Raw genomic sequence first — 23,992 nt, 5'->3', positions numbered from 1 at the left:
TAATAGTTAATTGGAGAGGAATGGCGAGTCATGGAATGGAGATTAACCTCATTTAAAAGAAACAATGAATTTGAAAACAGCCTAAATGAAAAAGGATTTAAATCTTCTGTTGGAGTTTAATCGGAAAAAATTTAGAAAAAGAAGAATAAGTAAAAAGAGACTGGCCGAGGATGGCACAGTCTCTTTTTTATTGGCTGATTTCGCATATATCTTTTTATTTATTATAAACTATTTTCACGTTTTGCCTGGCGTCTAAAAAACAGTTCATAAAGAACCGGGACAATAATCAATGTTAGAAGGGTAGAAGTAGTAAGACCTCCAATAACTACGATTGCCAATCCTTTAGAAATCAGTGTGCCTGATGATGTTGTCAGAGCAAGCGGAATCAAAGCAGCGATTGTAGCAAATGCCGTCATTAAGATCGGCCGCAATCGGGTCTTTCCAGCTTCGAGTAATGCTTCACGAACTGACATGCCTTTCATTTCGCGGTTCTGGCCAATACGATCAACTAATACGATCGCATTCGTTGTTACGATACCAATCAGCATCAAAACGCCAATCATGGCGCTGACAGACAGAGGTTCCCCAATTACGTAAAGACCACCAATAGCACCTACAGGAACAAAAAGTAAAGAAGATAAAATGATAAATGGAATACGAGCACGGCCGAACGTTATAAGCATCGTTAAATAAACGAGTCCAATCGCAACGAGCATTGCAAGTCCGAGATCGTAGAAAGTATCCATTGTATCTTCACTTCCGCCGCCTCCTTCAAGGGAAACGCCAGCAGGCAGATCAACTTTATTTTTAACACCGTTAATAACGTCTTTCGTTACTTTTTGAACATTATCACCTTTCACTTGTGCAGAAACTTGAGCGTAAACTTTTCCGTCCAGCTTCTGAATTCCTGTAAATGTTTCTTTTTCGGAAACATCAGCTACTTCAGAAAGTTTAATCGGACCTTTACTGCTAAAAACAGTCAGGTTTTTAATTTCATCGAGAGATTGAACAGATTTATCGTATTCAAGCTTGACGTTCTTTTCTTTGCCGTCGAGTGTCAGTTCACCGACGTCAACAGGCTTAGTAGCATCAGAGACAGCTCCTAGTATCGCATAACCCGATACTCCTAATTCTCCGGCTTTTTTTGTATCGATAGAAACAGCCCATTGTTTTTGTTTGTCTTTAAAGTTATTAGATACATATTTGATGGAGTCGAGACCTTTCATATACGTCTCAACCTTGCTGGCTGCATCATCAAGAGCAGCTAAATCGTTAGAATACAGATCAATATTTACTTCATTGTTAGAAGGAGGACCACCGCTGGATAGCTCTTGGAGGCTAATGACCGTTCCTTTTGCTTTAGCATCTGTAATTTCTTTGATGCCGGCTTCTAGTTCTTTTATTTCTGTTTCAACATCTGCACCTTTTTTGAGGTTAATAAAGTAATTGGCGACGTTTTGTCTTTTAAGACCAGTTTGAAAGTCACGTGAGCCTATGCCCGCAGTTACATCTTTTATCGTATCGCGGTTTGAGAGGAGATCCTCTACTTCGAGTGCGATTTCATTGGTTTTTGAAATATTTGTACTTGCTGGTAATTCAATATTTGCGGTTAATGTTTTCTGTTCTTCATTCGGCAGGAAAACCATTCCTAGTTTTGATGCAAGGAAGAAGGAGCCTCCGAGCAGAACGAATGAAGTAAACAAAACGATGAATTTGTGATTAAGAGATGATTTAATCAATTTTTCATAACCGCGCTGCAGTGGTCCGTCGTTATTTTCAGGTTTAACCTTTTTAAATGCATACTTGGCGAGTATAGGTACAATTGTGACAGCCACTAGCAAAGAAGCGAGCAGCGCAAAAACAACGGTTAGGGCAAAAGGAAGGAAAAATTCACCCGTCACCCCGCCGACAAGTCCTAGCGGTAAAAATACAACAACGGTAGTAATTGTAGATGAAACAATCGCTTTTAAAATTTCTTTCGTAGAATCAATTATTAATTCATCACGGTTATAAACAACGTCTGATTTTCTGATTCGTCTAAAGATATTTTCAATAACAACGATACTATCATCCACAACACGGCCGACTGCTACAGCCATTCCGCCGAGAGTCATGATGTTCAGCGTAATATCTAACTGGTTTAAGAAAATCGCTGAAACGAGTAAAGATAAAGGAATGGAGATGATCGCAATAATCGTCGCACGGAAGTTCCGTAAAAAAATAAGGACGGCTAGTGAGGCGAACAATGCACCGAATAAGCCTTCTTTAACGAGCGTATTTACGGAATCTTTTATTCCTTCAGCCTGGCCAAAACCAATCGAGTAATTTAACTTATTGTCATATTTATCTTTGTTGAGTGTTTGGATTACTTTTTCCGCTACTTCAACCGTATTGGCATCCTGTTTTTTTGTTACCGCCATTGATAGGGAAGCCTTTTGATTGAAACGGGTAATTTCATTTACATCTTCTGATTCTTTTATCGTGGCGATATCGCCGAGTTTAATTCCCTTTAAAGCTGGAACCGCTTGAGCTTGTGCAGGTCCCTCTGATCCGCTAGGCGGGCCAGGTTTAGAAGTCGAAGACCCTTGTATTGCACTTTCGGTAGACGGGCTGCTGTTTGTTAAAGTAATTTCTTTTAATTCAGAAACGGTTTCGACTGCTTCTTCCACACGCACTGGCACGGTAATCGTGTCATCGGTTACAGTTCCTGCAGGAAAAGAAAGATCTTTGCCATTAATCGCTTCTTTTATAGCATTTAACGAAATGCCAGCTCGCTGTGCCTTTTCACGATCGATTTGGATAGATACGAACGATTCTTTAATACCGCCGACAGAAACATTGTTCACACCCTGAATTTTCTTTAATTCAGGAACAAGTTCTTTGTCTACAAAGGATTGTATGTCCTCTCCTTTTTTGGTTGGGAAAAGGGAAATGTTATAAATAGGAATCGTTCCAAAAGAAAAACGGCTAACTTCAGGTTCTGTATTCTCAGGTAATTTTGTATCTTGAATAATTGAATTTACTTGATCTTCGACATCATCCATATTTGTGGAAAAAGGAAATTCTAGGCTGATTACCGAAACACTTTCTAAAGAAGTGCTTTTTACAGATTTTACACCTTCAACTTGCTTTAACTCTTTTTCTAGTTTGTCGGTGATTTGATTATTAACATCTTCAGGTGATGCTCCAGGATAAACGGTTTGTATCGTTAATTGCGGGAACTCAACATTAGGCAGTAAATCCACTTTTAAATTTGTAAACGAATAAACTCCGCCAACTACTAAAAGGAACGAAAAGATGAAAATAGCAACAGGATTTTTTAAGCTGAATTTTGTTAACCAGTTCATGGTGGCCTCCTATTCAAATTTATATGTGTATTTTCACATATGTATAACTATAATATAATAATAGTACCAGTTTTATAGCAAGCTATTTGAATTATTTATTTGTGAAAAATATGTTACAATTCAATCAGACTATGGATTAAGAGAAAGAAGGGTAATAAATGGCGTTAAGGTATGCGCTGTTAGGATTATTAGCGAAAAATGAAGCAACAGGTTATGAACTGAATCAGCAATTTAAAGAAACGGTTACTCATTTTTGGACAGCACATCATACTCAAATTTATCGAGAGCTCCTGAAAATGGAAGAAGAAGGACTGACTCAATCTAAAACAATTCATCAAAATGACTTTCCGGATAAAAAAATATATAAAATTACAGATAAGGGATTTGAACTGCTGCTGGAATGGATGTTGAATAAGCCTGTTAATATTCCGAAGCTCAAAGACGATCTTTTACTAAGGGTGTCGATGTTTCATTTTCTCCCATCAGAGCAGGCGATCGCTTTTCTGGAAAAAAGCAAGGAACATCATCAGATGGGACTCATGATGACGAAAAAGTGGCAGGATGAAAACTTCCCAGAAGGTACTTACAAAGAAAAGGAACTTGGAGAATATTTAACGAGTGAGTTTGGGATTCGTTATATGGAAAGCTGGTTATCATGGTGTGATTGGGCAATAAAAGTGTTAGAAAAGAAAGGATGAACAACAAGAATGGAACTTACGATTACAGACGCTGCATTGAATCGCTTGCAGCAAAAGATGCAAGGTAAAACAGGTTACTTGAAATTAAAGCATGACACTGAAGGCTGCGGATGTGTAGTAAGCGGAGTAGCAGCCTTAGTTTTAGTCGATGAAATAGAAGCCAACACTACAAAAATTCCAACGAATGGACCGGACCTATACTTGGAATACAATACTGAAGTCTTTTTTAACGAAAAGATGACAATTGATGCAGCAGCCGGAAACCATTTTACACTGAAGAGCCCTAATGAAATGCTGAATCCAGCCATGAAATTTTATGACCATACAGCAAAAAGCACGGACCGTTAAAACGGTCCGTGTTTTTTTATTTCTGTTCAATATTTTGATGCAATTTAAATTGTTTACTCGCTACCGGTTTAGATAAGAGGGGAGAGATATATGCTGCTGCTTCAAGCAATTTATCAAGGTGGATACCTGTTGAGATACCCATTTGAGTCAGCATGTATACGACATCCTCCGAAGCTACATTTCCAGATGCACCTGGTGCAAAAGGACATCCTCCAAGCCCTCCAGCTGAAGTATCGAATCGATCGATTCCAGCTTGCATACTTGCAAAAATATTGGCGAGTGCCATTCCTCTCGTATCATGAAAATGTGCTGTAATTAATGTAGTTGCACGAAGGTGATGTTTTAATAAGGTAAAAAGTTCATAGCATTCTTTAGGGTTAGCCATACCGATCGTGTCGGCAACACTCAGTTCGTCTACGCCCATTTCCTCAAATTCCTGACAAACTTTGAGAACCTCATACTCATCGACTTTACCCTCAAAAGGACAATAAAAGCTGGTTGAAATGCAAGCTCTTACAAAATAGCCTTTTCTTTTCAATTCTTCAATTTGCGGGCGGAGTTCATTCATACTTTCTTCAGTCGACTTGTTGATGTTCTTTTTGTTAAAAGAATTACTGACTCCAACGAAAACGGCGATGTGTTTAACGCCGGATTCAACAGCCATTTCAATTCCCTTTTTGTTTGGTGCAAGAACAAAATTACGCGAGTCGTCAAGACAATTTCCGATTACTTCACCAGCATCTTTCATTTGAGGAACCCATTTCGGTGAAACAAAAGAAGTTAGCTCCATTTCTTGAAAGCCAGCATCTTTTAAAAGAGAAATAAATTCAATTTTATTTTTTGCAGGAATAAAATTTTTTTCGTTTTGCAGTCCGTCACGAGGACCAACTTCAATCAGTGCGACTCTTTCAGGTAGTTCCATTAAAAAAATACCCCTCCTTGAAAGCGTTTCCTATTCTTTTATTTAACTGTAAAAAAGTCCGGGTTGCAATAAATTTCACTTCTTATGGTATGATAAAAAGGAATTTTCTGAATTATACATAGAATTTAAGGAGGAGACTTACAAATGGTTTCAAGTGAGAGAGATGCAGTCGTTGTAAGCGCTGTCAGAACACCGATCGGAAGTTTCATGGGAAGCTTTAAAACGGTTTCGGCTACAGAATTAGGGGCGATCGCTATTAAAGATGCTCTTAACAAAGCGGGTATTCCGCATGATTCAGTAGACGAAGTCATTATGGGAAATGTATTGCAAGCTGGTTTAGGACAAAATCCTGCTCGTCAGGCAGCGATTAAAGCGGGATTGCCAAATGAAGTCTCCAGTATGACGATTAACAAAGTATGCGGATCAGGATTAAAAGCCATTCATCTTGCGTGTCAATCAGTCTGGCTGGGAGAGGCAGAAATTGTTGTTGCCGGCGGGATGGAAAACATGAGCCAAGCTCCTTATCTATTAAACGGTGCAAGAGATGGACTCCGAATGGGGAATGCACCAATGGTGGATTCCATGATTCAAGATGGATTATGGTGTGCGTTTGGTGATTATCATATGGGAATTACGGCTGAAAATTTATGTGAGACACATGCCCTGAATCGAGAAGAACTAGATGCATTTTCAGCAGACAGCCAAAGAAAATGTGCAGAAGCTCAAGAGCAAGGAAAGTTTACTGATGAAATAACACCGGTAGAGATACCTCAGCGCAAAGGTGAAAGTATCGTAATTGATAAAGATGAATACCCGAAAGCAGGCACAACAGCTGAAAAATTAGGTAAGTTAAGACCGGCATTCAAGAAGGACGGTATGGTTACTGCTGGGAACGCATCTGGAATCAACGACGGAGCAGCAGCGCTTGTTGTGATGAGCAGAAAGAAAGCAGAAGAACTTGGATTGAAGCCGCTAGCTGTTGTAAAAGCAAATGCAAGTGCAGGTGTTGCGCCGGAAGTAATGGGAATTGGTCCTGTAGAAGCAGTGAAGAAAGTGTTAAGCAAAACAGGCATGAAAATGGATGACCTAGATCTAATCGAGGCAAATGAAGCATTTGCGAGCCAATCACTCGCTGTTGGAAAAGATCTTGGGTTTGATAAAGATAAATTAAATGTTAATGGCGGTGCGATCGCACTTGGACACCCAATCGGTGCAAGCGGTGCAAGGATCGTAGTGACATTGCTTCATGAGATGAAAAGAAGAAATTCAAAACTAGGATTAGCAACCCTTTGTATCGGTGGAGGGCAAGGAGTAGCCTCTATTTTTGAAAACGAAGAAAATTAAGTGAGAACCGGATTTGACAGTCAGATTCGATACTTACAAAAATAGAAAACAAAAAAATAATTGGTGTTTCAGAAAGGGTCTTTTCTAAAAGATTGGTGCTTGTGGATGAGGAACGGGTTGTAGTACCCCTACATGAGTACCGCAAGAACAAAATTGACGAAGAGATTCGACACTTATCAAACAAATAGATGGTGTTTTAGAAGCGAGAAGGTCGAGGAAATAAAGTTCTGAGGAACGACGAGCGCATCTTGCACGAAGACTTCGAGTTGCGACGAGTAACCGCAGGAGCAGATTTGAGTACCGCAAGAACAAGATTGACGAAGAGATTCGACACTTATCAAACACCATAAGAGGAGAGGTAGAACATGAAACCAGTACTTGATTCAGCATTAAAAGCAGTAGAAGAAATTAAAGATGGATCCACGCTTTTAGTTGGCGGATTCGGATTAGTAGGTATACCCGAAAACTTAATTCTAGCTTTAGTAGAACAAGGAACAAAAGATCTTACTGTGATCTCAAACAACTGTGGTGTAGATGATTGGGGTCTTGGCTTGCTGCTGAAAAACAAGCAGATTAAGAAAATGGTTGGTTCCTATGTAGGTGAGAATAAAGAGTTTGAAAGACAAGTATTGTCTGGGGAGATTGAAGTTGAACTGATTCCACAAGGAACACTTGCTGAGCGGATTAGAGCGGGTGGAGCGGGAATCCCTGCTTTTTATACACCTGCAGGAGTTGGGACTCCAATTGCTGAAGGAAAAGAAACACGCACCTTTAATGGGAAAGAATATTTGCTTGAAGAAGGAATCGTGGCTGATTTCAGTTTAATCCGTGCTGCGAAAGGTGATAAAGCTGGAAACTTAATCTATAACAAAACGGCCCGGAATTTTAGTCCGATGATTGCTGCAGCTGGGAAAGTAACCATTGCTGAAGTAGAAGAATTAGTGGAAATCGGGGATTTAGATCCAGATTGTATCCATACACCAGGTGTGTATGTTCAAAAAATGATTGTTGGTGCACAAGAAAAACGCATCGAACGTCTAACGGTAAAACAAGGGTAAGGGGAGGAATACGCCATGAACATTAGAGAAAGAATTGCTAAACGTGCTGAAAAAGAGATAGAATCCGGATTTTATGTGAATTTAGGCATTGGGATGCCGACGATGGTAGCTAATTTTATCACAGAAAATAAAGAGGTTGTTCTGCAATCAGAAAACGGACTTCTTGGTATCGGGCCGTACCCGGCAGAGGATGAGGTAGATCCTGATTTGATTAATGCTGGTAAAGAAACGGTTACTGCTATAAAGGGAGCTTCTTATTTTGATAGCTCAGAATCGTTTGCCATGATTCGCGGGGGACACATTGATATCGCGATCTTAGGTGGAATGGAAGTTTCTGAGAACGGAGACCTGGCAAACTGGATGATTCCAGGCAAGATGATTAAAGGGATGGGCGGTGCGATGGATTTAGTTCATGGTGCCAAGAAAATTATCGTAATCATGGAGCATGTAAATAAAGCAGGGGAAAGTAAAATCTTAAAAGAATGTCAGTTGCCATTAACAGGAAAAGGAGTAGTAGAAAGAATCATTACAGACCGTGCTGTAATGGACGTTTCTGAAAATGGACTGGTATTAAGGGAAGTTGCTGAAGGCTACACAGTGGATGATGTATTAAATTCGACTGAAGCTACACTTGAAGTTTCTGATGATGTTAAATTAAACGCCTATTAAAAGGGGTGTAATGACATGAGTATTTATATAATTGATGGTGCAAGAACACCATTTGGCACTTTCGGAAAATCTTTAAAAGATACTCAGCCAACAGAGTTAGGGGTAGCTTCAGCAGCAGAAGCGATGAAACGAGCTAATATTTTACCAGAAGATATTCAGGACGTAGTTTTTGGCAATGTAATTCATTCAAGTATAAATGCAGCCTATGTAGCCCGTCATACCGCGTTAAAATCTGGTGTTCCTGCAGAAGTTCCAGCTATGCTTGTGAACAGGTTATGTGGTTCGGGTATGCAGGCAGTTGTTTCCGCCGTCCAAAATCTTCGTGATTCGGAAGATGGCATCGCACTTTGCGGGGGGATTGAAAATATGTCTCAATCTCCGCATGCTACTTTCACGCACCGGTTTCAAAATCAAAAATTTGGTGCAATCTCTTTTGAAGATATGCTTCTTAATACGTTAAGTGATGAGTATCTAGGTTATGGAATGGGAATTACTGCTGAAAATTTAGCAAAAAAATATCACATTTCCAGAGAAGAACAAGATGAATATGCGAGCCTTAGCCATGAACGAGCGGCAAAAGCACAGGGAATCGGCCGTCTTGCAGAAGAAATTGTAGCTGTATCATTGAAAGGTGAACGGTCGCTTACTGAAGATGAAGGAATAAAATCAGAAACAACAGTTTCCAAGCTAAGTCAGCTCAGACCTTCTTTTCAAAAAGATGGCACGGTAACTGCGGGGAATTCTTCAACTATAAATGACGGAGCAGTCTCGCTGATCCTTGCGCATGAAAATGCAATGAGGAAAAAAGATTTGAATCCGCTTGTTGAAATTGTTTCATGGGCAGTAACAGGAGTAGATCCTTCCATAATGGGAATTGGACCGGTTCCTGCGATTAATCAGGCACTGAAAAGAGCAAATCTATCATTAAAGGATATAGGTTTGTTCGAAATCAATGAAGCATTCAGTGCTCAATATATAGCGGTTGAAAAAGAACTGAAACTTGATCGCAGCCGTACAAATGTGAACGGAGGTGCCATTGCGTTAGGGCATCCTGTTGGAGCAAGCGGCGCGCGATTAGCTTTAACGACTGCGTATGAAATGAAAAAAAGAAATGAAAAATATGGTGTGGCAAGCCTTTGTATCGGTGGCGGACAAGGAATCGCAATGGTATTGAAGCTTATAAACTAAAAAAAGAGTCCTGACATCGGTCAGGACTCTTTTTACTATACGCGGTGTGTCTCATAAACTTCGGCAAGAAACAGGGCATCTAGCTGCTGCAGTTCATTTTCATGTAAGGCAGTATGCTTAAGGGCATCAATATTTTCCAGTAACTGCTCAACTGAACTTGCGCCAGCTACCGCAGAAGACACCACAGGATGACTCAATACAAACTGCAGAGAAGTGGTCGTTAATTTTTCATGAGGCCGAATGTTATTCTCAATTTCAATTAACTTTTTTTGAATTTCAGCACCTTTAAAAGATAAGTAAGTATCCTCAGGATTTTTTGTATATCCTTTTTGGCTCAACCAGCCTTTTGCAACTGGCCCTCTTGAAATTACGCTGATATTTTTAGATTTCAGGTAGTCAAATAATTCTTCCGGACGGCGGTCTAATAAACTATACTGCATCATGACGCTTTGTATATTAGCGTTTTCGGCATAATACTGTATCGTATTTGGACGGATAGAAGAGATTCCATAATAACGGATATGGCCTTCTTGTACGAGTTCTTCAAAGGCTTCGATTGTTTCATCCATTGGATCATCGACGGTTCCCCCATGCAGCTGATACAAATCGATATAATCGGTTTGCAAGCGGCGAAGACTTTCTTTCAAAGCATACTTTATGTATTTTTTTGAAGGGTTCCAATTCCAATTATCTTCTTCTCTGTTCCATTCATTTCCGCCTTTTGTAGCTAAAATGATGTCATTCCGTACATCTTTTAATAGTTTCCCAATTAATTCTTCATTCCAGCCGAAACCGTAAAGATCAGCTGTATCAAAATAGTTGATCTCATGATCGAGTGCAGTCTTGATTATTTTTTCATTTTCTTTTCCAAGATCAGGAGAAAGGGACATGGTGCCAAACCCAAGTTCACTGGCATAGAGATCCGATTTCCCTATTTTTCTTTTGTTCATTGCCTATTTCAACCTCCCGTTATTTGCTTGGTAAATAAAATTTACTTATCAATAACGTATCACACCATGATACAAAAATAAAAACCTCCCGATTGACGGAAGGTTACTTTTTTGGTGCAGTTGCATTGATCCAATCTGAAACAAGTTCGTGCTGCTTCATATAATTTTTGAGCATATATTTAATTTGCCAGGCTTTCCCGACGAGGGTAATTCCATTTGGCTGTAAATATATTTTCACCATTCTTGCCCCCTTAACATGCTATTAATAGAAGTTTTCCAAAGTATGATAGACTTTATGTAAGGAAAGAAATAAATAGAACATTGGGGTGTGCCATATGGAAAATTTGACTGAAAAAACGGTAAGCAAAGAACAAATATACAGCGGAAAAATAATTGATTTATATGTTGAAGAAGTTGAACTGCCTAACAAAAAAATCGGTAAAAGAGAAATCGTAAAGCATCCTGGTGCTGTTGCTGTTCTCGCAGTTACAGAAGAAGGAAAGATATTAATGGTGGAACAATTCCGTAAGCCGCTTGAAAAAACAATCGTGGAAATTCCAGCTGGAAAGCTTGAGAAGGGAGAAGATCCGCTAGAGTGCGCAAAACGTGAGCTTCTAGAAGAAACGGGATACTCCTGTAAAAAAATAGAGTCGATTGGTTCGTTCTATACTTCTCCAGGTTTTGCAGATGAGCTTATTCATCTTTATTTTACGGATTCATTAATTAATAAAGGTGAACAAATGACAGATGAAGACGAATTTGTAAATGTATTAGAAATTAGTATAGATGAGGCAAAAGAAATGATGAAAAACCAACAAATTCATGATGCAAAAACTGTATACGGTGTTTTATACATGGAGCTAAATCATGCAAACCGAAAGTAATCTCCGTCCCTTTTTTGCCGATATGCACATTCATATTGGTGCTTCAAAATCAGGAAAACCAATAAAGATTACTGGATCACGTTCTTTAACATTGTCTCGTATTTTATCACAAGCAAAGCATAAAAAAGGTATGGATTTAATCGGTGTTATTGATTGTCATTCCCCAGAAGTTTTAGAAGAGTTAAACGAAATGGTAAGAGATGGCGCACTCGTTTTGCATGAGGAAGGCGGGCTCTCATTTGATGGCTTGACGTTAATACCCGGATCAGAAATTGAAATAAATGATGAACGATGCAACGGACCCATTCACGTATTGGTATTTATGCCTGATTTAATCAAGATGGAACTGTTAAGTAAGTGGCTTTCGAACCGAATAAAAAACATAAACTTGAGTTCGCAGCGCATGTATGGAACCGCAGTGGAATTGCAGCATGTAGTGAAGGAGCTTGGAGGGCTTTTCATACCTGCACATATATTTACGCCTTTTAAAAGTTTATATGGAAAAGGAGTGAAGACTTCTCTTAGTGAAGTGTTTGACCCGGATTTAATAGACGCGGTGGAACTAGGCTTAAGTTCTAATACAGAAATGGCGTCTGTCATTCACGAGCTTTCACCCTATACTTTCCTTTCTAATTCTGATGCACACTCGCTAGAAAAGATCGGCAGAGAATATCAAATGCTGGCTTTAAAGGAAGCTAGTTTTAATGAGTTTAAAATGGCTCTTAAAGGAAGTGAAGGACGAGGAGTCATCGCAAACTACGGTCTGAATCCTTATTTAGGAAAATATTACAATACCGTTTGCGGAAAGTGTTTACTTCCAAATACCTCATATAAGGCTTCCTTATGTGAAAATTGCAAAAGCAGAACAATTATTAAAGGGGTATTTGACAGGATTCAAGAATTAAAAAACAGCGAAGGCACCAGCTCAATAAAGAGACCGCCATATATTCATCAATTTCCTTTAGAATTCATACCTGGTCTTGGTCCTAAAAGTCTTCAAAAATTGCGTGAAACCTTTGGTACAGATATGGATATCATTCACTCTGTCCAGGTGGAAAACCTGAAACAAGTAGTAAAACCGGTAATTGCAGAAGCGATTTCGTCGGCAAGAAAAGGAACACTTTCTATTCAAATAGGTGGCGGCGGAACTTATGGAAAGATTATTGCAGACAAAACTATTAATAAAAATTAGGACATACCTTCCACTTAAATTCATAGAATAGAATTAAGAGTTTTAGGTGGAGGAGGCATTATACAATGGAAAATATTCGATATTATATGCAGCGTCATCTTCAGGAAAATAGGACATTGTATGCATTTGTCTGTGTGTTATTTTTAATGGGAGTCATATTTGGAGCGATTATCGTAAACAGTTTAAGCCTGAATCAAAAACAAGATTTATACACGTACTTATCCCGTTTTTTTATTCAAGCATCTGAAGGTGGATTTGCTAGTAAATCTGATATGCTCTTTCAAAGTTTTGGACATTATTTGAAATATATGGGTCTTATGTGGCTATTGGGTTTATCTGTAATTGGCTTGCCTGTCATCCTCATTATGCTTTTTCTTAAAGGTGTCGTAATGGGATTTACTGTAGGATTTTTAGTTAATCAAATGGGATGGTATGGATTTTTATTATCTTTTGTATCTGTACTTCCTCAAAATGTATTATTGATACCGGCTTTTATTATCGTGTCAGTAGCTGCCATTGCTTTTTCAATTAAAATGATCCGTCAATTAGCTTTTAAACATCATCATGTTCCATTTTTTCCACAGCTGATCCGATATACAGTCCTTGTCGCAGGAGTAGGGGTAATGGTGTTTTTAGCTTCTTCACTTGAAGCCTTTTTTACACCGGCATTAATGGAACAGGTTATAAAATGGTCCATTCATTAATTAATAATCACTATCTATTAATAATAAGTTTAACTCGTTATTTAAAATGACTTTAAATTGACATCCTTTTTTTCCTTGCTTATAATTGACTTGTGTATACATAAGGAGGAAAACGGGTATGGAAAGCAGAATTGACCGTATCAAAAAACAGCTGCATTCACAAAGTTATAAGCTGACTCCACAGCGTGAGGCGACCGTGAGAGTCCTCCTCGAAAATGAAGAAGATCACTTAAGTGCTGAAGACGTTTATTTGCTCGTGAAAGAAAAGGCACCAGAAATTGGTCTGGCTACTGTTTATCGCACCCTGGAACTTTTAACAGAATTAAAAGTTGTAGATAAAATAAACTTTGGTGATGGAGTATCCCGTTACGATTTAAGAACGGAAGGTGCAGATCACTTTCACCATCATCTTGTTTGTATCGAGTGCGGTGCGGTGGATGAAATACAAGAAGACCTTCTTGGTGATGTGGAAAAAGTCGTTGAAGAAGGCTGGAATTTTAAAATTAAAGATCATCGCCTGACATTCCATGGAATATGTCACAGATGTCATCCTAAGAATAACGATAACGATAATGAAGGAAGCGGAGAATAGCGCTTCTTTTTTTGCTCTTTAAAAAATAATAAGTATTGGACGGGAATATAGGAGTTTTTTGCTCGGAGGTTTTTTGACAGTCATTCTTTTTCATTGTAAAGAAATATTTACAAACCTGAAATATTGAGGTAACGTATGTGATGTAGCCATAACTTTTACGTATATTCTAGGAGTATGTGGGCATAACCTGTACTATATGAGGACAGGGGTGAACACAATGATTTCCTGGTTAAAAATAGTGTGGAATACAGCAAAGGTCTTTTTAGCTTTTTCACTTTGTACACTAGTTTTTTATTTCGGTTTACTTTGGATTAACCAAGAATATGAAAATTACCATAGATATGATGAACCTAAAGGGAAAGCAGTAAAAGTTTTTAATCTGGATTCAGATCAAGACTCGAATTTTGTGAAAAGGCTTTTTTATTTCTATCAAACCGGTGAATAAGGTGAATAAGGAGGGCTATGATGAACGACCATGTTCAGGATTTTCTTCAATATATTATTGTGGAACGTGCCCTTTCAAAAAATACAATAGAGTCATACAAACGAGATCTAACGCAATACGTCCGTTTTTTAGAAAATGTAGAATCGATTGAAACCATTCATCAGGTTGACCGTAATAACATTATGGGATATCTGTTATTTTTGAAGGAAAATGGTAAGGCTTCCACAACGCTTGCGCGCAACATTGCATCGATCCGAGCATTTCATCAATTTTTGTTTCGAGAAAAGATGACAAACCAAGATCCTACATTACATATCGAAACACCAAAAACAGAAAGAAAATTGCCTAAAGTATTATCAACGGATGAAGTGGAGGCTTTATTAGATACTCCATCCTCAAACGAACCGTTATCACAGCGGGATAAAGCAATGCTCGAACTCCTATATGCAACAGGAATTCGTGTATCTGAACTGGTTCAATTAGATCTCTCAGATATTCATTTATCTATGGGATTTATCCGCTGCATGGGTAAAGGGAACAAAGAAAGAATAATTCCGCTTGGTAAAATGGCTCAATCTGCTATTGAAAGCTATTTAAATGCAGGCCGTTCCGTTTTATTAAAGAGAAAAAAAACAGAAGCATTGTTTTTAAACCATCATGGCAATCGATTATCGAGGCAAGGTTTTTGGAAAATATTGAAGCAATTAGCTCTAAAGGCTAAAATAGATAAAGAACTGACACCGCACACGTTAAGACACTCATTTGCTACTCATCTTTTGGAGAATGGTGCTGACTTGCGTGCTGTCCAGGAAATGCTGGGTCATGCTGACATTTCTACGACTCAAATTTATACACATGTGACTAAAACAAGATTGAAAGATGTTTACTCCGCCTTCCATCCGAGGGCGTGAGATCTTTTTTTGCTATCAGTTGTCAGACTTCCGACATCATCTCCAACTTGTTTGCACGTTTAAGTTAAAGGAAATAGTAATTACAGTGAAGATATGATAGACCAGGAGGATATTATGAAACAAACACGCTTTAAACGTACTTTTTTAATTGTAATGGACTCAGTAGGGATCGGAGAAGCTCCAGACGCTGAGAAATTTGGAGATAAAGGCGCTCATACGCTAGGACATATTGCTGAACACATGAATGGTCTGAAAGTGCCGAATTTGGAAAAGCTGGGTCTTGGAAACATCGACCCATCTATTAAAGGAGTTTCCCCATCTGAAAGCCCGGAAGCGAATTATGCCAAACTCCCGGAATTATCAAATGGTAAAGATACAATGACAGGTCATTGGGAGATCATGGGACTTCATATTAAAGAGCCGTTTCAAACATTCCCTGATGGATTTCCTGATGAATTAATCGATATGCTCACAGAAAAGTGGGGCCGTGGAATATTAGGAAATAAAGCAGCTTCAGGGACGGAAATTATTACAGAGCTTGGTGAAGAGCATATGAAAACTGGAAAGCTGATTGTATATACTTCAGCTGATTCTGTTCTTCAAATTGCTGCACACGAAGATATCGTACCTATTGAAGAACTGTATAAAATTTGTGAGACAGCAAGAGAAATGACAAGAGATGGGAAATATATGCTTGGAAGAATTATCGCCCGGCCGTTTGTTGGTAAACCAGGTGCGTTTGAAAGAACGTCTAACCGCCATGATTACGCACTAAAACCTTTTGGAAGAACAGTGATGAACGAGCTGAAAGATAGCGGATATGACAGCATCGCCCTCGGAAAGATCTCAGATATTTTTGATGGTGAAGGAGTAACAAAATCCATTCGTACAAAATCAAACATGGATGGTATGGACAAACTTATTCAATCCATGGATGAAGATTTTACAGGACTGAATTTCTTAAATCTTGTAGATTTTGATGCTTTATTCGGACATAGAAGAGATCCTGAAGGGTATGGCAAAGCGTTAGAGGAATTTGATAATCGTTTGCCAGAAGTTTTTGAGAAATTGCAAGACGATGATTTACTAATGATTACTGCAGATCATGGAAATGATCCAGTGCATCATGGTACTGATCATACACGTGAATATGTGCCTTTATTGGTCTTTCATAAAGGGATGCAATCGGGTAAAGAATTAAAAGTTGGTCATACATTCGCTGATATTGGTGCAACAGTGGCAGAAATATATGATGTAAAAAAACCAGAAATCGGCAGCAGCTTCTTAAGTCAGCTGTAAGTTAAGGGGGAACTATGAACATGAAAACAAATCAATTACAGACTTCTGCAGAATTTATTCAATCGAAACTAACAACAACTCCTAAGATCGGTCTTATCCTTGGATCTGGACTAGGAATTCTAGCTGAAGAAATTCAAAATCCTACGATTATTCCATATTCAGATATTCCGGAATTTCCTGTTTCTACTGTAGAGGGACATGCAGGGCAACTTGTAATAGGAGAACTTGCAGGCAAGCAAGTAGTAGTCATGCAAGGCCGTTTTCATTATTATGAAGGCTATTCTATGGAAAAAGTAACATTCCCGGTACGAGTTATGAAATTAATCGGTGTTGAAACGATTGTAGTAACAAATGCAGCAGGCGGAGTTAATGAAGAATTTGAAGCAGGAGACTTAATGCTGATTACAGATCATATCAACAATTTTGGTGTTAATCCTCTTATCGGAGCAAATGATAATTCTTTCGGTGTTCGTTTTCCGGACATGAGTGAAGCGTATACAAGCTCCTTGCAGGAGGTTGCCAGATCGGTTGCTAAAGAACTGGGGCTAACTTTGAAAGAGGGCGTTTATGCAGGGAACACAGGTCCTTCTTATGAAACGCCGGCAGAAGTACGTATGCTTCGAGTTTTAGGTGCTGATGCAGTTGGCATGTCCACAGTTCCTGAAGTGATCATCGCTCGTCACGCAGGAATAAAAGTATTAGGTATTTCATGTATTTCAAATATGGCTGCCGGTATTTTAGATCAGCCTCTAACGCATGATGAAGTAATGGAAACAACAGAAAAAGTAAAAGCTAATTTCCTTTCCTTAGTAAAAGGGATTGTTACCAAGATCTAAAGATACTTTGGCACATGAAGCCAAAGCAATCGTAAGAATCCGAAATATATTCAATTAATAAGGCAGTTTTCTAAAAGTTGTTGCTTTTTAATCATAATATTTTATTGTCTTCTTTGACAGTTGATTGGAGTGGAAGGTTCCAGACTCCTGCGGGACAGGCGGGCAGTCCGAAAAGCGGAAGCGGTTTGTTCAGCTCCGACAAGCAAAAGGGGAAGGGGCTAAGAAGGCGTTTTTTGCCTTCGGGACCATTAAACTTTTGACCTCGAGGGGCTAACCGCTGCAGCTAGACAAGTGAGACACTTATAAGTGAAACGTACGAATGTGGCTCACCGCCTGCCCCGCGGAAAGCGAGTAACCTGTAACGGAAATCAACTACTATCAAGAGCAACAATAAATACGAAAACAGCCATTAATCAGATCTAGCTTTATAAGAAAGTGGTGCTTATATAATGAGAATGGTCGACCTAATCCAAAAAAAACGTGATGGAAAAGAACTGACAAAAGAAGAAATTAATTATATTATTCAAAACTATACAAATGGAGATATCCCAGATTATCAAATGTCTGCATTTGCGATGGCAGTCTATTTCCAAGATATGACTACAGAAGAACGTGCAGACCTAACGATGGCAATGGTTGAATCAGGAGATCAAATTGATCTCTCAGCTATCGAAGGCATAAAAGTAGATAAGCATTCTACAGGCGGTGTAGGGGATACGACAACGCTTGTACTTGCACCATTAGTTGCCGCATTAGGAGTTCCGGTCGCAAAGATGTCTGGAAGAGGACTAGGACATACTGGCGGAACGATAGACAAGCTTGAAGCTGTTCCAGGATTTCATGTTGAGATCGACAATGAACAGTTCATTGATTTAGTAAATAAAAACAAACTGGCTGTAATCGGGCAAAGCGGAAACCTGACACCTGCTGATAAAAAACTTTATGGTTTGCGTGATGTAACTGCAACGGTTAACTCGATTCCTTTAATCGCTAGCTCGATTATGAGCAAGAAGATAGCAGCTGGAGCTGATGCGATTGTACTTGATGTGAAAACAGGTGCTGGTGCATTTATGAAAACACCTGAAGAAGCGGAAGAATTAGCGAATGCGATGGTTAAAATCGGTAACGCCGTTGGAAGAAATACAATGGCCGTAATCTCAGATATGAGCCAGCCGCTAGGTCTCGCAATCGGCAACGCTCTTGAGATCAAAGAAGCGATCGATACGCTAAACGGCAATGGACCAAAAGATCTTGAAGAACTTTGTTTAACACTAGGATCTCATATGGTTTATTTAGCTAAAAAAGCAGATTCTCTTGAAGCAGCCCGTGAGATGCTGAAAGAAGCGATCACATCTGGTAAAGCACTTGAAACGTTAAAAGTATTCTTAAAAGCTCAAGGTGGAGATGAGTCAGTTGTTGATCATCCAGAAAACCTTCCGCAAGCAGCTCATACTTTTGAGTTAGAAGCTGATGAAGATGGCTATGTATCTGAAATCGTTGCTGATGAAATCGGTACTGCCGCTATGATATTAGGTGCAGGACGAGCTACGAAGGAGTCTGAAATTGATTTAGCAGTGGGTCTTATGCTGAACAAAAAAGTTGGAGATTCAGTATCAAAAGGTGATTCTCTTGTAACGATTTACAGCAATACAACAGATGTTGAGGATGCAAAGAAACGAATTAGTGAAGCATACACAATTTCTAAAGATCCCGTAACTGCTCCGCCATTGGTTTATAAAGAAATTAAAAAATAATTATAATTGAATCTAACACTAAAAGGCACTTGTTGTGCTTTTTAGTGTTTTTTTGCATTTTTACTTGTTTATTCAGTAAACAATCTTGCGGATTTTTTGAATACTACTTGTTCGTCGTTATATTCTTACATATTAAGAAAATAGTGTGGCTAAAGAATTCTAAATAAATTTCCTTTATTCAATACGATTGGTAAATGCGGTATAAAGTGAAAAATTATGGAAAAAATATAGCTATATGAATGGAGGGAAAAGCATGAAAGCCGTTATTTCTGGTTTATTAAGCATCTGTCTGCTGGCATCGTTTGCCATCCCAAAAGTGGAAGCGGCAGAAAAAGTGAAAGAAAAAATGAAGCTAGCCGAACAAAGTTCTTCAGCTATATTAATGGAACAAGACAGCGGAAGTGTATTATTCGAGAAAAATAGTCATAAGAAGCTGCCGCCTGCAAGTATGACTAAAATCATGACATTAATATTAGTGATGGAGGCAATCGACAAAGGAAAAATAAATTGGAATGACAAAGTTCGTGTGAGTGAATTCGCAGCGAGTATGGGAGGATCTCAAGTATTTCTTGAGCCAGGCGAAGAGATGAGTGTAGAGGACATGGTCAAAGGAATATCGATTGGCAGTGCCAATGATGCTTCTGTAGCAATGGCTGAACATATTGCGGGTTCAATGGAATCCTTCGTAAAAATGATGAACGATAAAGCTAACAAGCTTGGTCTTCATGATACCTTCTTTAAGAACCCGACAGGGCTGCCTACAGCGGGTCATTATACTTCTGCTCATGATATGGCAATAATGGGGAAAGAACTATTGAAACATGAAGAAGTTACGAAGTTCACAGGTTCTTATGAAGATTATTTAAGAGAGGATACCGACAAGAAATTTTGGCTCGTGAATACGAACAGGCTTGTAAAGTTTTATCCGGGAGTTGATGGGTTAAAAACAGGTTTTACAAATGAGGCGAAATACTGTTTAACAGCAACAGCCAACAAGAATGGCATGCGCGTAATTGCTGTTGTCATGGGTGCTCCTTCACCAAAAGAAAGGAATGCACAAGTTACAAATATGCTCGATTATGCGTTTACACAGTTTGCTACGAAAAAATTATATGATCGCCATGAAATAATTAAAGAAGTTAAAGTGCAAAAAGGCAATAAAGCAAAACTTCCTGTCGTCACGTCAGAAAACATTTCCCTTTTACTAAAAAAAGGTGAGACAGCAAAAAAAGTGAAGACTGAAGTTACAGTCGAAAACGATCTGAAGATGCCTGTTAAAAAAGGACAGCAAGTAGGTTCTTTAAAGATTTGGAATGGTAAAAAATTAATTACAGAATCCCCAGTATTAGCATCGGAAACCATTAAAAAAGCATCCTGGTGGAAATTGTTTAAACGAACAGCCGGGCAGATGTCAAAAACATCTTGATGCTCTCAAATTCTTAGCATAAAAAGACGAATTCCCACTAGTTTTGTCAGGAGTGAAGGAATTCGTCTTTTTTTATAGAACTTCACGTTATCCAAAAAAGAAGGAGAGGATAGCGTGGGATTAGCTGTCAATCTGGAACTTAAACACACCGTACTGTGCATCCGTTTAGAAGGTGAGCTTGATCATCATACTGCTGATGTACTTCGGTCACAGGTAGAAGATTATCTAAAAAAACATAAGGTAAACCACATCGTTCTAAATCTAGAAGGTTTAAGTTTTATGGATAGTTCAGGTCTAGGGGTCATATTAGGCCGGTATAAACAAATCAAGAGTCAAAACGGAGAGATGGTTGTATGTGCAATTTCACAGCCTGTCCGCAGACTTTTTGAAATGTCAGGGCTATTTAAAATTATTCGGTTAGAAGAAGACGAAGAGCTTGCCCTGCAGGCTTTGGGGGTGGCTTAAGATGAGAAATGAAATGAAGATTCAATTTTCGGCGTTAAGTCAAAATGAGTCGTTTGCCAGAGTAACTGTGGCGGCTTTTATTGCTCAAATAGACCCGACAGTAGATGAGTTAACAGAAATCAAAACGGTTGTATCTGAAGCCGTAACAAACGCAATCATACATGGCTACGATAATAAACCGACAGGAATGGTTTATATCGAGGCTGCAATCGAAGAAGATACGATCCATTTAACTATACGTGATGAAGGACATGGAATCACTGACTTGGGACAAGCCAGACAGCCTTTGTATACATCAAAGCCTGAACTCGAGCGGTCCGGAATGGGCTTTACTATTATGGAGAATTTTATGGATGAAGTAGAAGTCATCTCAGAGCCATCATTCGGTACGACGATTCACTTGACGAAATACTTAACCAAAAATAAAGCATTGTGCAATTAAGGGAGTATGTCTAATGGATGTCGAGGTGAGAAGCAGCAAAGGCGAACCGTTTCTAAAGGATGAGGAAATTAAACTTTTAATTAAGCGGAGTCAAGAAGGAGATCAAGAAGCACGGGACACCATCGTTGAAAAAAACATGAGGCTAGTATGGTCTGTTGTACAGCGTTTTTTAAACAGAGGTTATGAAGCGGATGATCTCTTTCAGATTGGAAGTATCGGCTTATTAAAATCAGTGGACAAATTTGATCTTTCTTATGACGTAAGATTCTCAACGTATGCTGTTCCAATGATTATTGGAGAAATTCAGAGATTTATAAGGGACGACGGCACTGTTAAAGTAAGCCGCTCCCTTAAAGAAACGGGCAATAAAGTTCGAAAAGCAAAAGACGAGCTGTCAAAATCTCTTGGAAGAACACCTACGATTAATGAAGTTGCTCAATATTTGGACGTAGCAGTTGAAGATGTCGTTATGGCACAAGACGCTGTCCGGGCACCTCAGTCCATTCACGAAACCGTCTATGAGAATGATGGTGACCCGATTACATTGCTCGATCAGATTTCTGATCATAGCGAAAGCAAATGGTTTGATAAAATTGCATTAAAGGACATGATGGACCGACTCGATGAACGTGAGAGACTGATTGTTTATTTAAGATATTTTAAAGATCAGACTCAATCGGAAGTAGCAGAAAGGCTGTCTATTTCACAAGTTCAAGTATCGAGACTGGAAAAGAAAATATTGCTTTTCATGAAAAATCAGATGGAGACTTAATAAGTCGCCGTCTGATTTTTTTATTTGGCTGTTTTTTAGATTGCTGCTATTAGCTCGTATTGTTCAATTACATCAACTACTCTCAGAGAAATCCTTTTAAAGAACACAATTCCCCAATCTGAAAATCAGTTTGGGGTTTTTTATGGTAGTTTCTGGATGTGTTCTTCTGTTAAGCATGATTAGAAATAACGAATCGCATACTAACTGTAAATGCGCTGAAGAAAAGAGGGGGAGTCATTTGGATAAAAGCATATACCTTCGCATGCGGCAACGCGTTCAAGTCCTTCAGCATCAAAAAGTAACGATTGGTGATGTTGCTCAAATTGTATCTTCAGATGAAAGTGAAAACGAGGTAAAGGAGCTTTTTATTTATGAAATTACTCCTGAAGACAAACACCTAGTAGTCATAGATGTGATGAAAGTGATAAGCACAATTCAAAGAAATGAACCAGGTGTAGATGTACAGACAATAGGACCTGCACAATCAATCTTAGAAATACAAATGAAACAAAAAACATTAGCCCCGGTTTATTTTGTACTTGTTTGGCTATTGCTTTTTATTGGTTCTGCGCTCGCGATTATGAATTTTCACGAGGATGTAAGCATGCAGCTCGTACACCAGAAAATTTATTATATGATGACCGGCCACTATAAAGAACAGCCTCTATTGCTTCAAATTCCTTACTCCTTTGGATTAGGAATTGGCATGATCCTGTTTTTTAATCACCTTTTTCGAAAAAGATTCAATGAAGAGCCCAGTCCGCTTGAAGTTGAGATGTTTAATTATCAGCAGGACTTAGATCAATATGTCATTGTCCATGAAAACAAAGAAACAGAGAAGAAGATCAATGGGGATTAAGGTTGTTTTAGTTATGTTTGTGGGACTCGGTGGCGGACTTGCAGTTGGATCTGGTTTGGTAGCTTTTCTGACTGTTCTTGGTATTGTTCCACGTTTGATGCAGCTTTCCAAGACGTATAGCTATATAAGAAGTTATGAGATCAGCATTATTTTAGGGGCAGTACTTGGCGGGTGGATGAATTTGCGGGATGCATCCTTATCGTTCCCTCCTTTTGTTTTAGTGCCGATTGGATGTATGGCAGGCATCTTTGTAGGAATGCTGGCAGCTGCCCTTACTGAAGTGCTTAATGTCTTGCCTATTCTTGCAAAAAGGGTTGGATTCGGAGAGAAAATTATCATCATACTCATGGCGATTGTGTTTGGGAAAATTTCAGGATCGTTGTTTCATTGGATCTATTACATTAATCATTAAGGACGTGAATTTGAATGGCAACAAAGGAAGAACAACAGGCGTATGCCGAAAAAATTAAGCCGATACAGCCAAAACCGCCTTATTTTATCAATTGTTTAAAAGCATTTTTGATTGGGGGTCTCATTTGTTTGATAGGAGAAGCTGTACAAAAGTTCTATATGACGTATTTTAATTTCTCAGCTGAAACAGCCGGGAACCCAACTGTAGCTACATTGATTCTCGTAGCAGCATTGTTAACAGGGCTTGGTGTATACGATAAAATCGGACAGTTTGCGGGGGCTGGATCCGTTGTTCCTGTTACTGGCTTTGCTAATGCAGTTACAAGTGCTGCATTAGAACATAAAAGTGAAGGACTCGTTTTAGGTGTAGCAACAAACTTATTTAAACTTGCTGGCGCAGTTATCGTTTTCGGTGCCGTCTCAGCGTACATTTTTGGCATGATCCGTTATTTATTTCAGCACTTAATGTAAGGGGT

26 protein-coding genes are annotated in these 23,992 nt (G+C 38.9%); 22 read left to right on the top strand and 4 right to left on the bottom strand.

Annotated features, from left to right (window positions below):
* Positions 1–221 precede the first annotated feature (221 nt).
* Complete coding sequence (locus J2X07_RS07905) at positions 222–3,347, bottom strand: efflux RND transporter permease subunit (RefSeq protein ID WP_310257923.1); 3,126 nt, start codon at positions 3,345–3,347, stop codon at positions 222–224.
* A gap of 158 nt (positions 3,348–3,505) precedes the next feature.
* On the opposite strand from J2X07_RS07905, the gene J2X07_RS07900 reads away from it, so the two are divergent.
* Together J2X07_RS07900 and J2X07_RS07895 are read left to right on the top strand one after the other, a co-directional pair.
* Positions 3,506–4,045 (top strand): PadR family transcriptional regulator, encoded by a 540-nt coding sequence (locus J2X07_RS07900; RefSeq protein ID WP_310257922.1) that lies wholly within the window; start codon positions 3,506–3,508, stop codon positions 4,043–4,045.
* Positions 4,046–4,054: 9 nt separating this feature from the next.
* Positions 4,055–4,393: an iron-sulfur cluster biosynthesis family protein gene (locus tag J2X07_RS07895; protein WP_310257921.1), complete on the top strand. Its 339-nt coding sequence runs from the start codon at positions 4,055–4,057 to the stop codon at positions 4,391–4,393.
* 16 nt (positions 4,394–4,409) lie between these two features.
* On the opposite strand, the gene J2X07_RS07890 is transcribed toward J2X07_RS07895, so the two are convergent.
* Positions 4,410–5,315 carry a hydroxymethylglutaryl-CoA lyase gene (locus tag J2X07_RS07890; protein WP_310257920.1) on the bottom strand — a complete coding sequence of 302 codons (906 nt, stop codon included), beginning with the start codon at positions 5,313–5,315 and terminating at the stop codon, positions 4,410–4,412.
* A 144-nt stretch (positions 5,316–5,459) separates the two neighbouring features.
* Here J2X07_RS07890 and J2X07_RS07885 point away from each other — a divergent pair, with 144 nt between their 5' ends.
* From J2X07_RS07885 to J2X07_RS07870, 4 genes are all read left to right on the top strand, one after another.
* The gene (locus tag J2X07_RS07885) at positions 5,460–6,659 is read left to right on the top strand and encodes an acetyl-CoA C-acetyltransferase (protein ID WP_310257919.1); all 1,200 of its coding nucleotides are present in this window, start codon (positions 5,460–5,462) and stop codon (positions 6,657–6,659) included.
* A gap of 365 nt (positions 6,660–7,024) precedes the next feature.
* Positions 7,025–7,717, top strand: a complete 693-nt coding sequence (locus J2X07_RS07880) for a CoA transferase subunit A (RefSeq protein WP_310257918.1) — start codon at positions 7,025–7,027, stop codon at positions 7,715–7,717.
* 15 nt (positions 7,718–7,732) lie between these two features.
* The gene (locus tag J2X07_RS07875; protein ID WP_310257917.1) at positions 7,733–8,386 is read left to right on the top strand and encodes a CoA transferase subunit B; all 654 of its coding nucleotides are present in this window, start codon (positions 7,733–7,735) and stop codon (positions 8,384–8,386) included.
* A 15-nt stretch (positions 8,387–8,401) separates the two neighbouring features.
* Positions 8,402–9,574: a thiolase family protein gene (locus tag J2X07_RS07870; RefSeq protein WP_310257916.1), complete on the top strand. Its 1,173-nt coding sequence runs from the start codon at positions 8,402–8,404 to the stop codon at positions 9,572–9,574.
* 35 nt (positions 9,575–9,609) lie between these two features.
* On the opposite strand, the gene J2X07_RS07865 is transcribed toward J2X07_RS07870, so the two are convergent.
* Positions 9,610–10,524 (bottom strand): aldo/keto reductase, encoded by a 915-nt coding sequence (locus J2X07_RS07865; protein ID WP_310257915.1) that lies wholly within the window; start codon positions 10,522–10,524, stop codon positions 9,610–9,612.
* 103 nt (positions 10,525–10,627) lie between these two features.
* The gene (gene mciZ, locus J2X07_RS07860) at positions 10,628–10,762 is read right to left on the bottom strand and encodes a Z-ring formation inhibitor MciZ (RefSeq protein WP_310258193.1); all 135 of its coding nucleotides are present in this window, start codon (positions 10,760–10,762) and stop codon (positions 10,628–10,630) included.
* Between the two features lie 97 nt (positions 10,763–10,859).
* On the opposite strand from mciZ, the gene J2X07_RS07855 reads away from it, so the two are divergent.
* The 16 genes from J2X07_RS07855 (at position 10,860) to spoVAC (ending at position 23,987) form a co-directional block, all read left to right on the top strand.
* On the top strand, positions 10,860–11,408 hold the full coding sequence (locus J2X07_RS07855) for an NUDIX hydrolase (RefSeq protein ID WP_310257914.1): 549 nt from the start codon (positions 10,860–10,862) through the stop codon (positions 11,406–11,408).
* Positions 11,392–12,600, top strand: coding sequence for an endonuclease Q family protein (locus J2X07_RS07850; RefSeq protein WP_310257912.1), 1,209 nt, complete (start codon positions 11,392–11,394; stop codon positions 12,598–12,600). The genes J2X07_RS07855 and J2X07_RS07850 overlap by 17 nt, the downstream gene beginning before the upstream one ends.
* A 65-nt stretch (positions 12,601–12,665) precedes the next feature.
* Positions 12,666–13,304 carry a stage II sporulation protein M gene (gene spoIIM / locus J2X07_RS07845; RefSeq protein WP_310257911.1) on the top strand — a complete coding sequence of 213 codons (639 nt, stop codon included), beginning with the start codon at positions 12,666–12,668 and terminating at the stop codon, positions 13,302–13,304.
* Between the two features lie 118 nt (positions 13,305–13,422).
* Entirely contained in the window at positions 13,423–13,896 is a 474-nt protein-coding gene (locus J2X07_RS07840) for a Fur family transcriptional regulator (protein ID WP_310257910.1), read from the top strand.
* Between the two features lie 217 nt (positions 13,897–14,113).
* Positions 14,114–14,341, top strand: coding sequence for a YqzK family protein (locus J2X07_RS07835; protein ID WP_310257909.1), 228 nt, complete (start codon positions 14,114–14,116; stop codon positions 14,339–14,341).
* 20 nt (positions 14,342–14,361) lie between these two features.
* Complete coding sequence (gene xerD / locus J2X07_RS07830) at positions 14,362–15,252, top strand: site-specific tyrosine recombinase XerD (protein ID WP_310257908.1); 891 nt, start codon at positions 14,362–14,364, stop codon at positions 15,250–15,252.
* A gap of 114 nt (positions 15,253–15,366) precedes the next feature.
* A complete protein-coding gene (gene deoB / locus J2X07_RS07825) occupies positions 15,367–16,551 on the top strand; it encodes a phosphopentomutase (RefSeq protein WP_310257907.1) in 1,185 nt (394 codons plus the stop codon).
* Between the two features lie 20 nt (positions 16,552–16,571).
* Positions 16,572–17,387, top strand: coding sequence for a purine-nucleoside phosphorylase (locus J2X07_RS07820; RefSeq protein WP_310257906.1), 816 nt, complete (start codon positions 16,572–16,574; stop codon positions 17,385–17,387).
* Positions 17,388–17,836: 449 nt separating this feature from the next.
* Entirely contained in the window at positions 17,837–19,141 is a 1,305-nt protein-coding gene (locus J2X07_RS07815) for a pyrimidine-nucleoside phosphorylase (protein ID WP_310257905.1), read from the top strand.
* 253 nt (positions 19,142–19,394) lie between these two features.
* Positions 19,395–20,567 (top strand): D-alanyl-D-alanine carboxypeptidase family protein, encoded by a 1,173-nt coding sequence (locus J2X07_RS07810; protein ID WP_310257903.1) that lies wholly within the window; start codon positions 19,395–19,397, stop codon positions 20,565–20,567.
* Between the two features lie 114 nt (positions 20,568–20,681).
* Positions 20,682–21,032, top strand: coding sequence for an anti-sigma F factor antagonist (spoIIAA, locus tag J2X07_RS07805; protein ID WP_310257902.1), 351 nt, complete (start codon positions 20,682–20,684; stop codon positions 21,030–21,032).
* 1 nt (position 21,033) lies between these two features.
* A complete protein-coding gene (gene spoIIAB / locus J2X07_RS07800) occupies positions 21,034–21,474 on the top strand; it encodes an anti-sigma F factor (RefSeq protein WP_310257901.1) in 441 nt (146 codons plus the stop codon).
* Between the two features lie 13 nt (positions 21,475–21,487).
* On the top strand, positions 21,488–22,246 hold the full coding sequence (gene sigF, locus J2X07_RS07795; protein WP_310257900.1) for an RNA polymerase sporulation sigma factor SigF: 759 nt from the start codon (positions 21,488–21,490) through the stop codon (positions 22,244–22,246).
* A 238-nt stretch (positions 22,247–22,484) separates the two neighbouring features.
* Complete coding sequence (locus J2X07_RS07790) at positions 22,485–23,105, top strand: stage V sporulation protein AA (RefSeq protein WP_310257899.1); 621 nt, start codon at positions 22,485–22,487, stop codon at positions 23,103–23,105.
* Positions 23,095–23,517, top strand: coding sequence for a stage V sporulation protein AB (locus J2X07_RS07785; RefSeq protein WP_310257898.1), 423 nt, complete (start codon positions 23,095–23,097; stop codon positions 23,515–23,517). The genes J2X07_RS07790 and J2X07_RS07785 overlap by 11 nt, the downstream gene beginning before the upstream one ends.
* Positions 23,518–23,531: 14 nt before the next feature.
* Positions 23,532–23,987: a stage V sporulation protein AC gene (spoVAC, locus tag J2X07_RS07780; RefSeq protein ID WP_310257897.1), complete on the top strand. Its 456-nt coding sequence runs from the start codon at positions 23,532–23,534 to the stop codon at positions 23,985–23,987.
* The last annotated feature ends 5 nt before the right edge of the window (positions 23,988–23,992 follow it).

The sequence above is a fragment of the Fictibacillus barbaricus genome, assembly GCF_031457135.1.
Lineage (GTDB): Bacteria > Bacillota > Bacilli > Bacillales > Fictibacillaceae > Fictibacillus > Fictibacillus barbaricus_A.
This window is presented reverse-complemented; position numbering and strand designations above follow the sequence as displayed.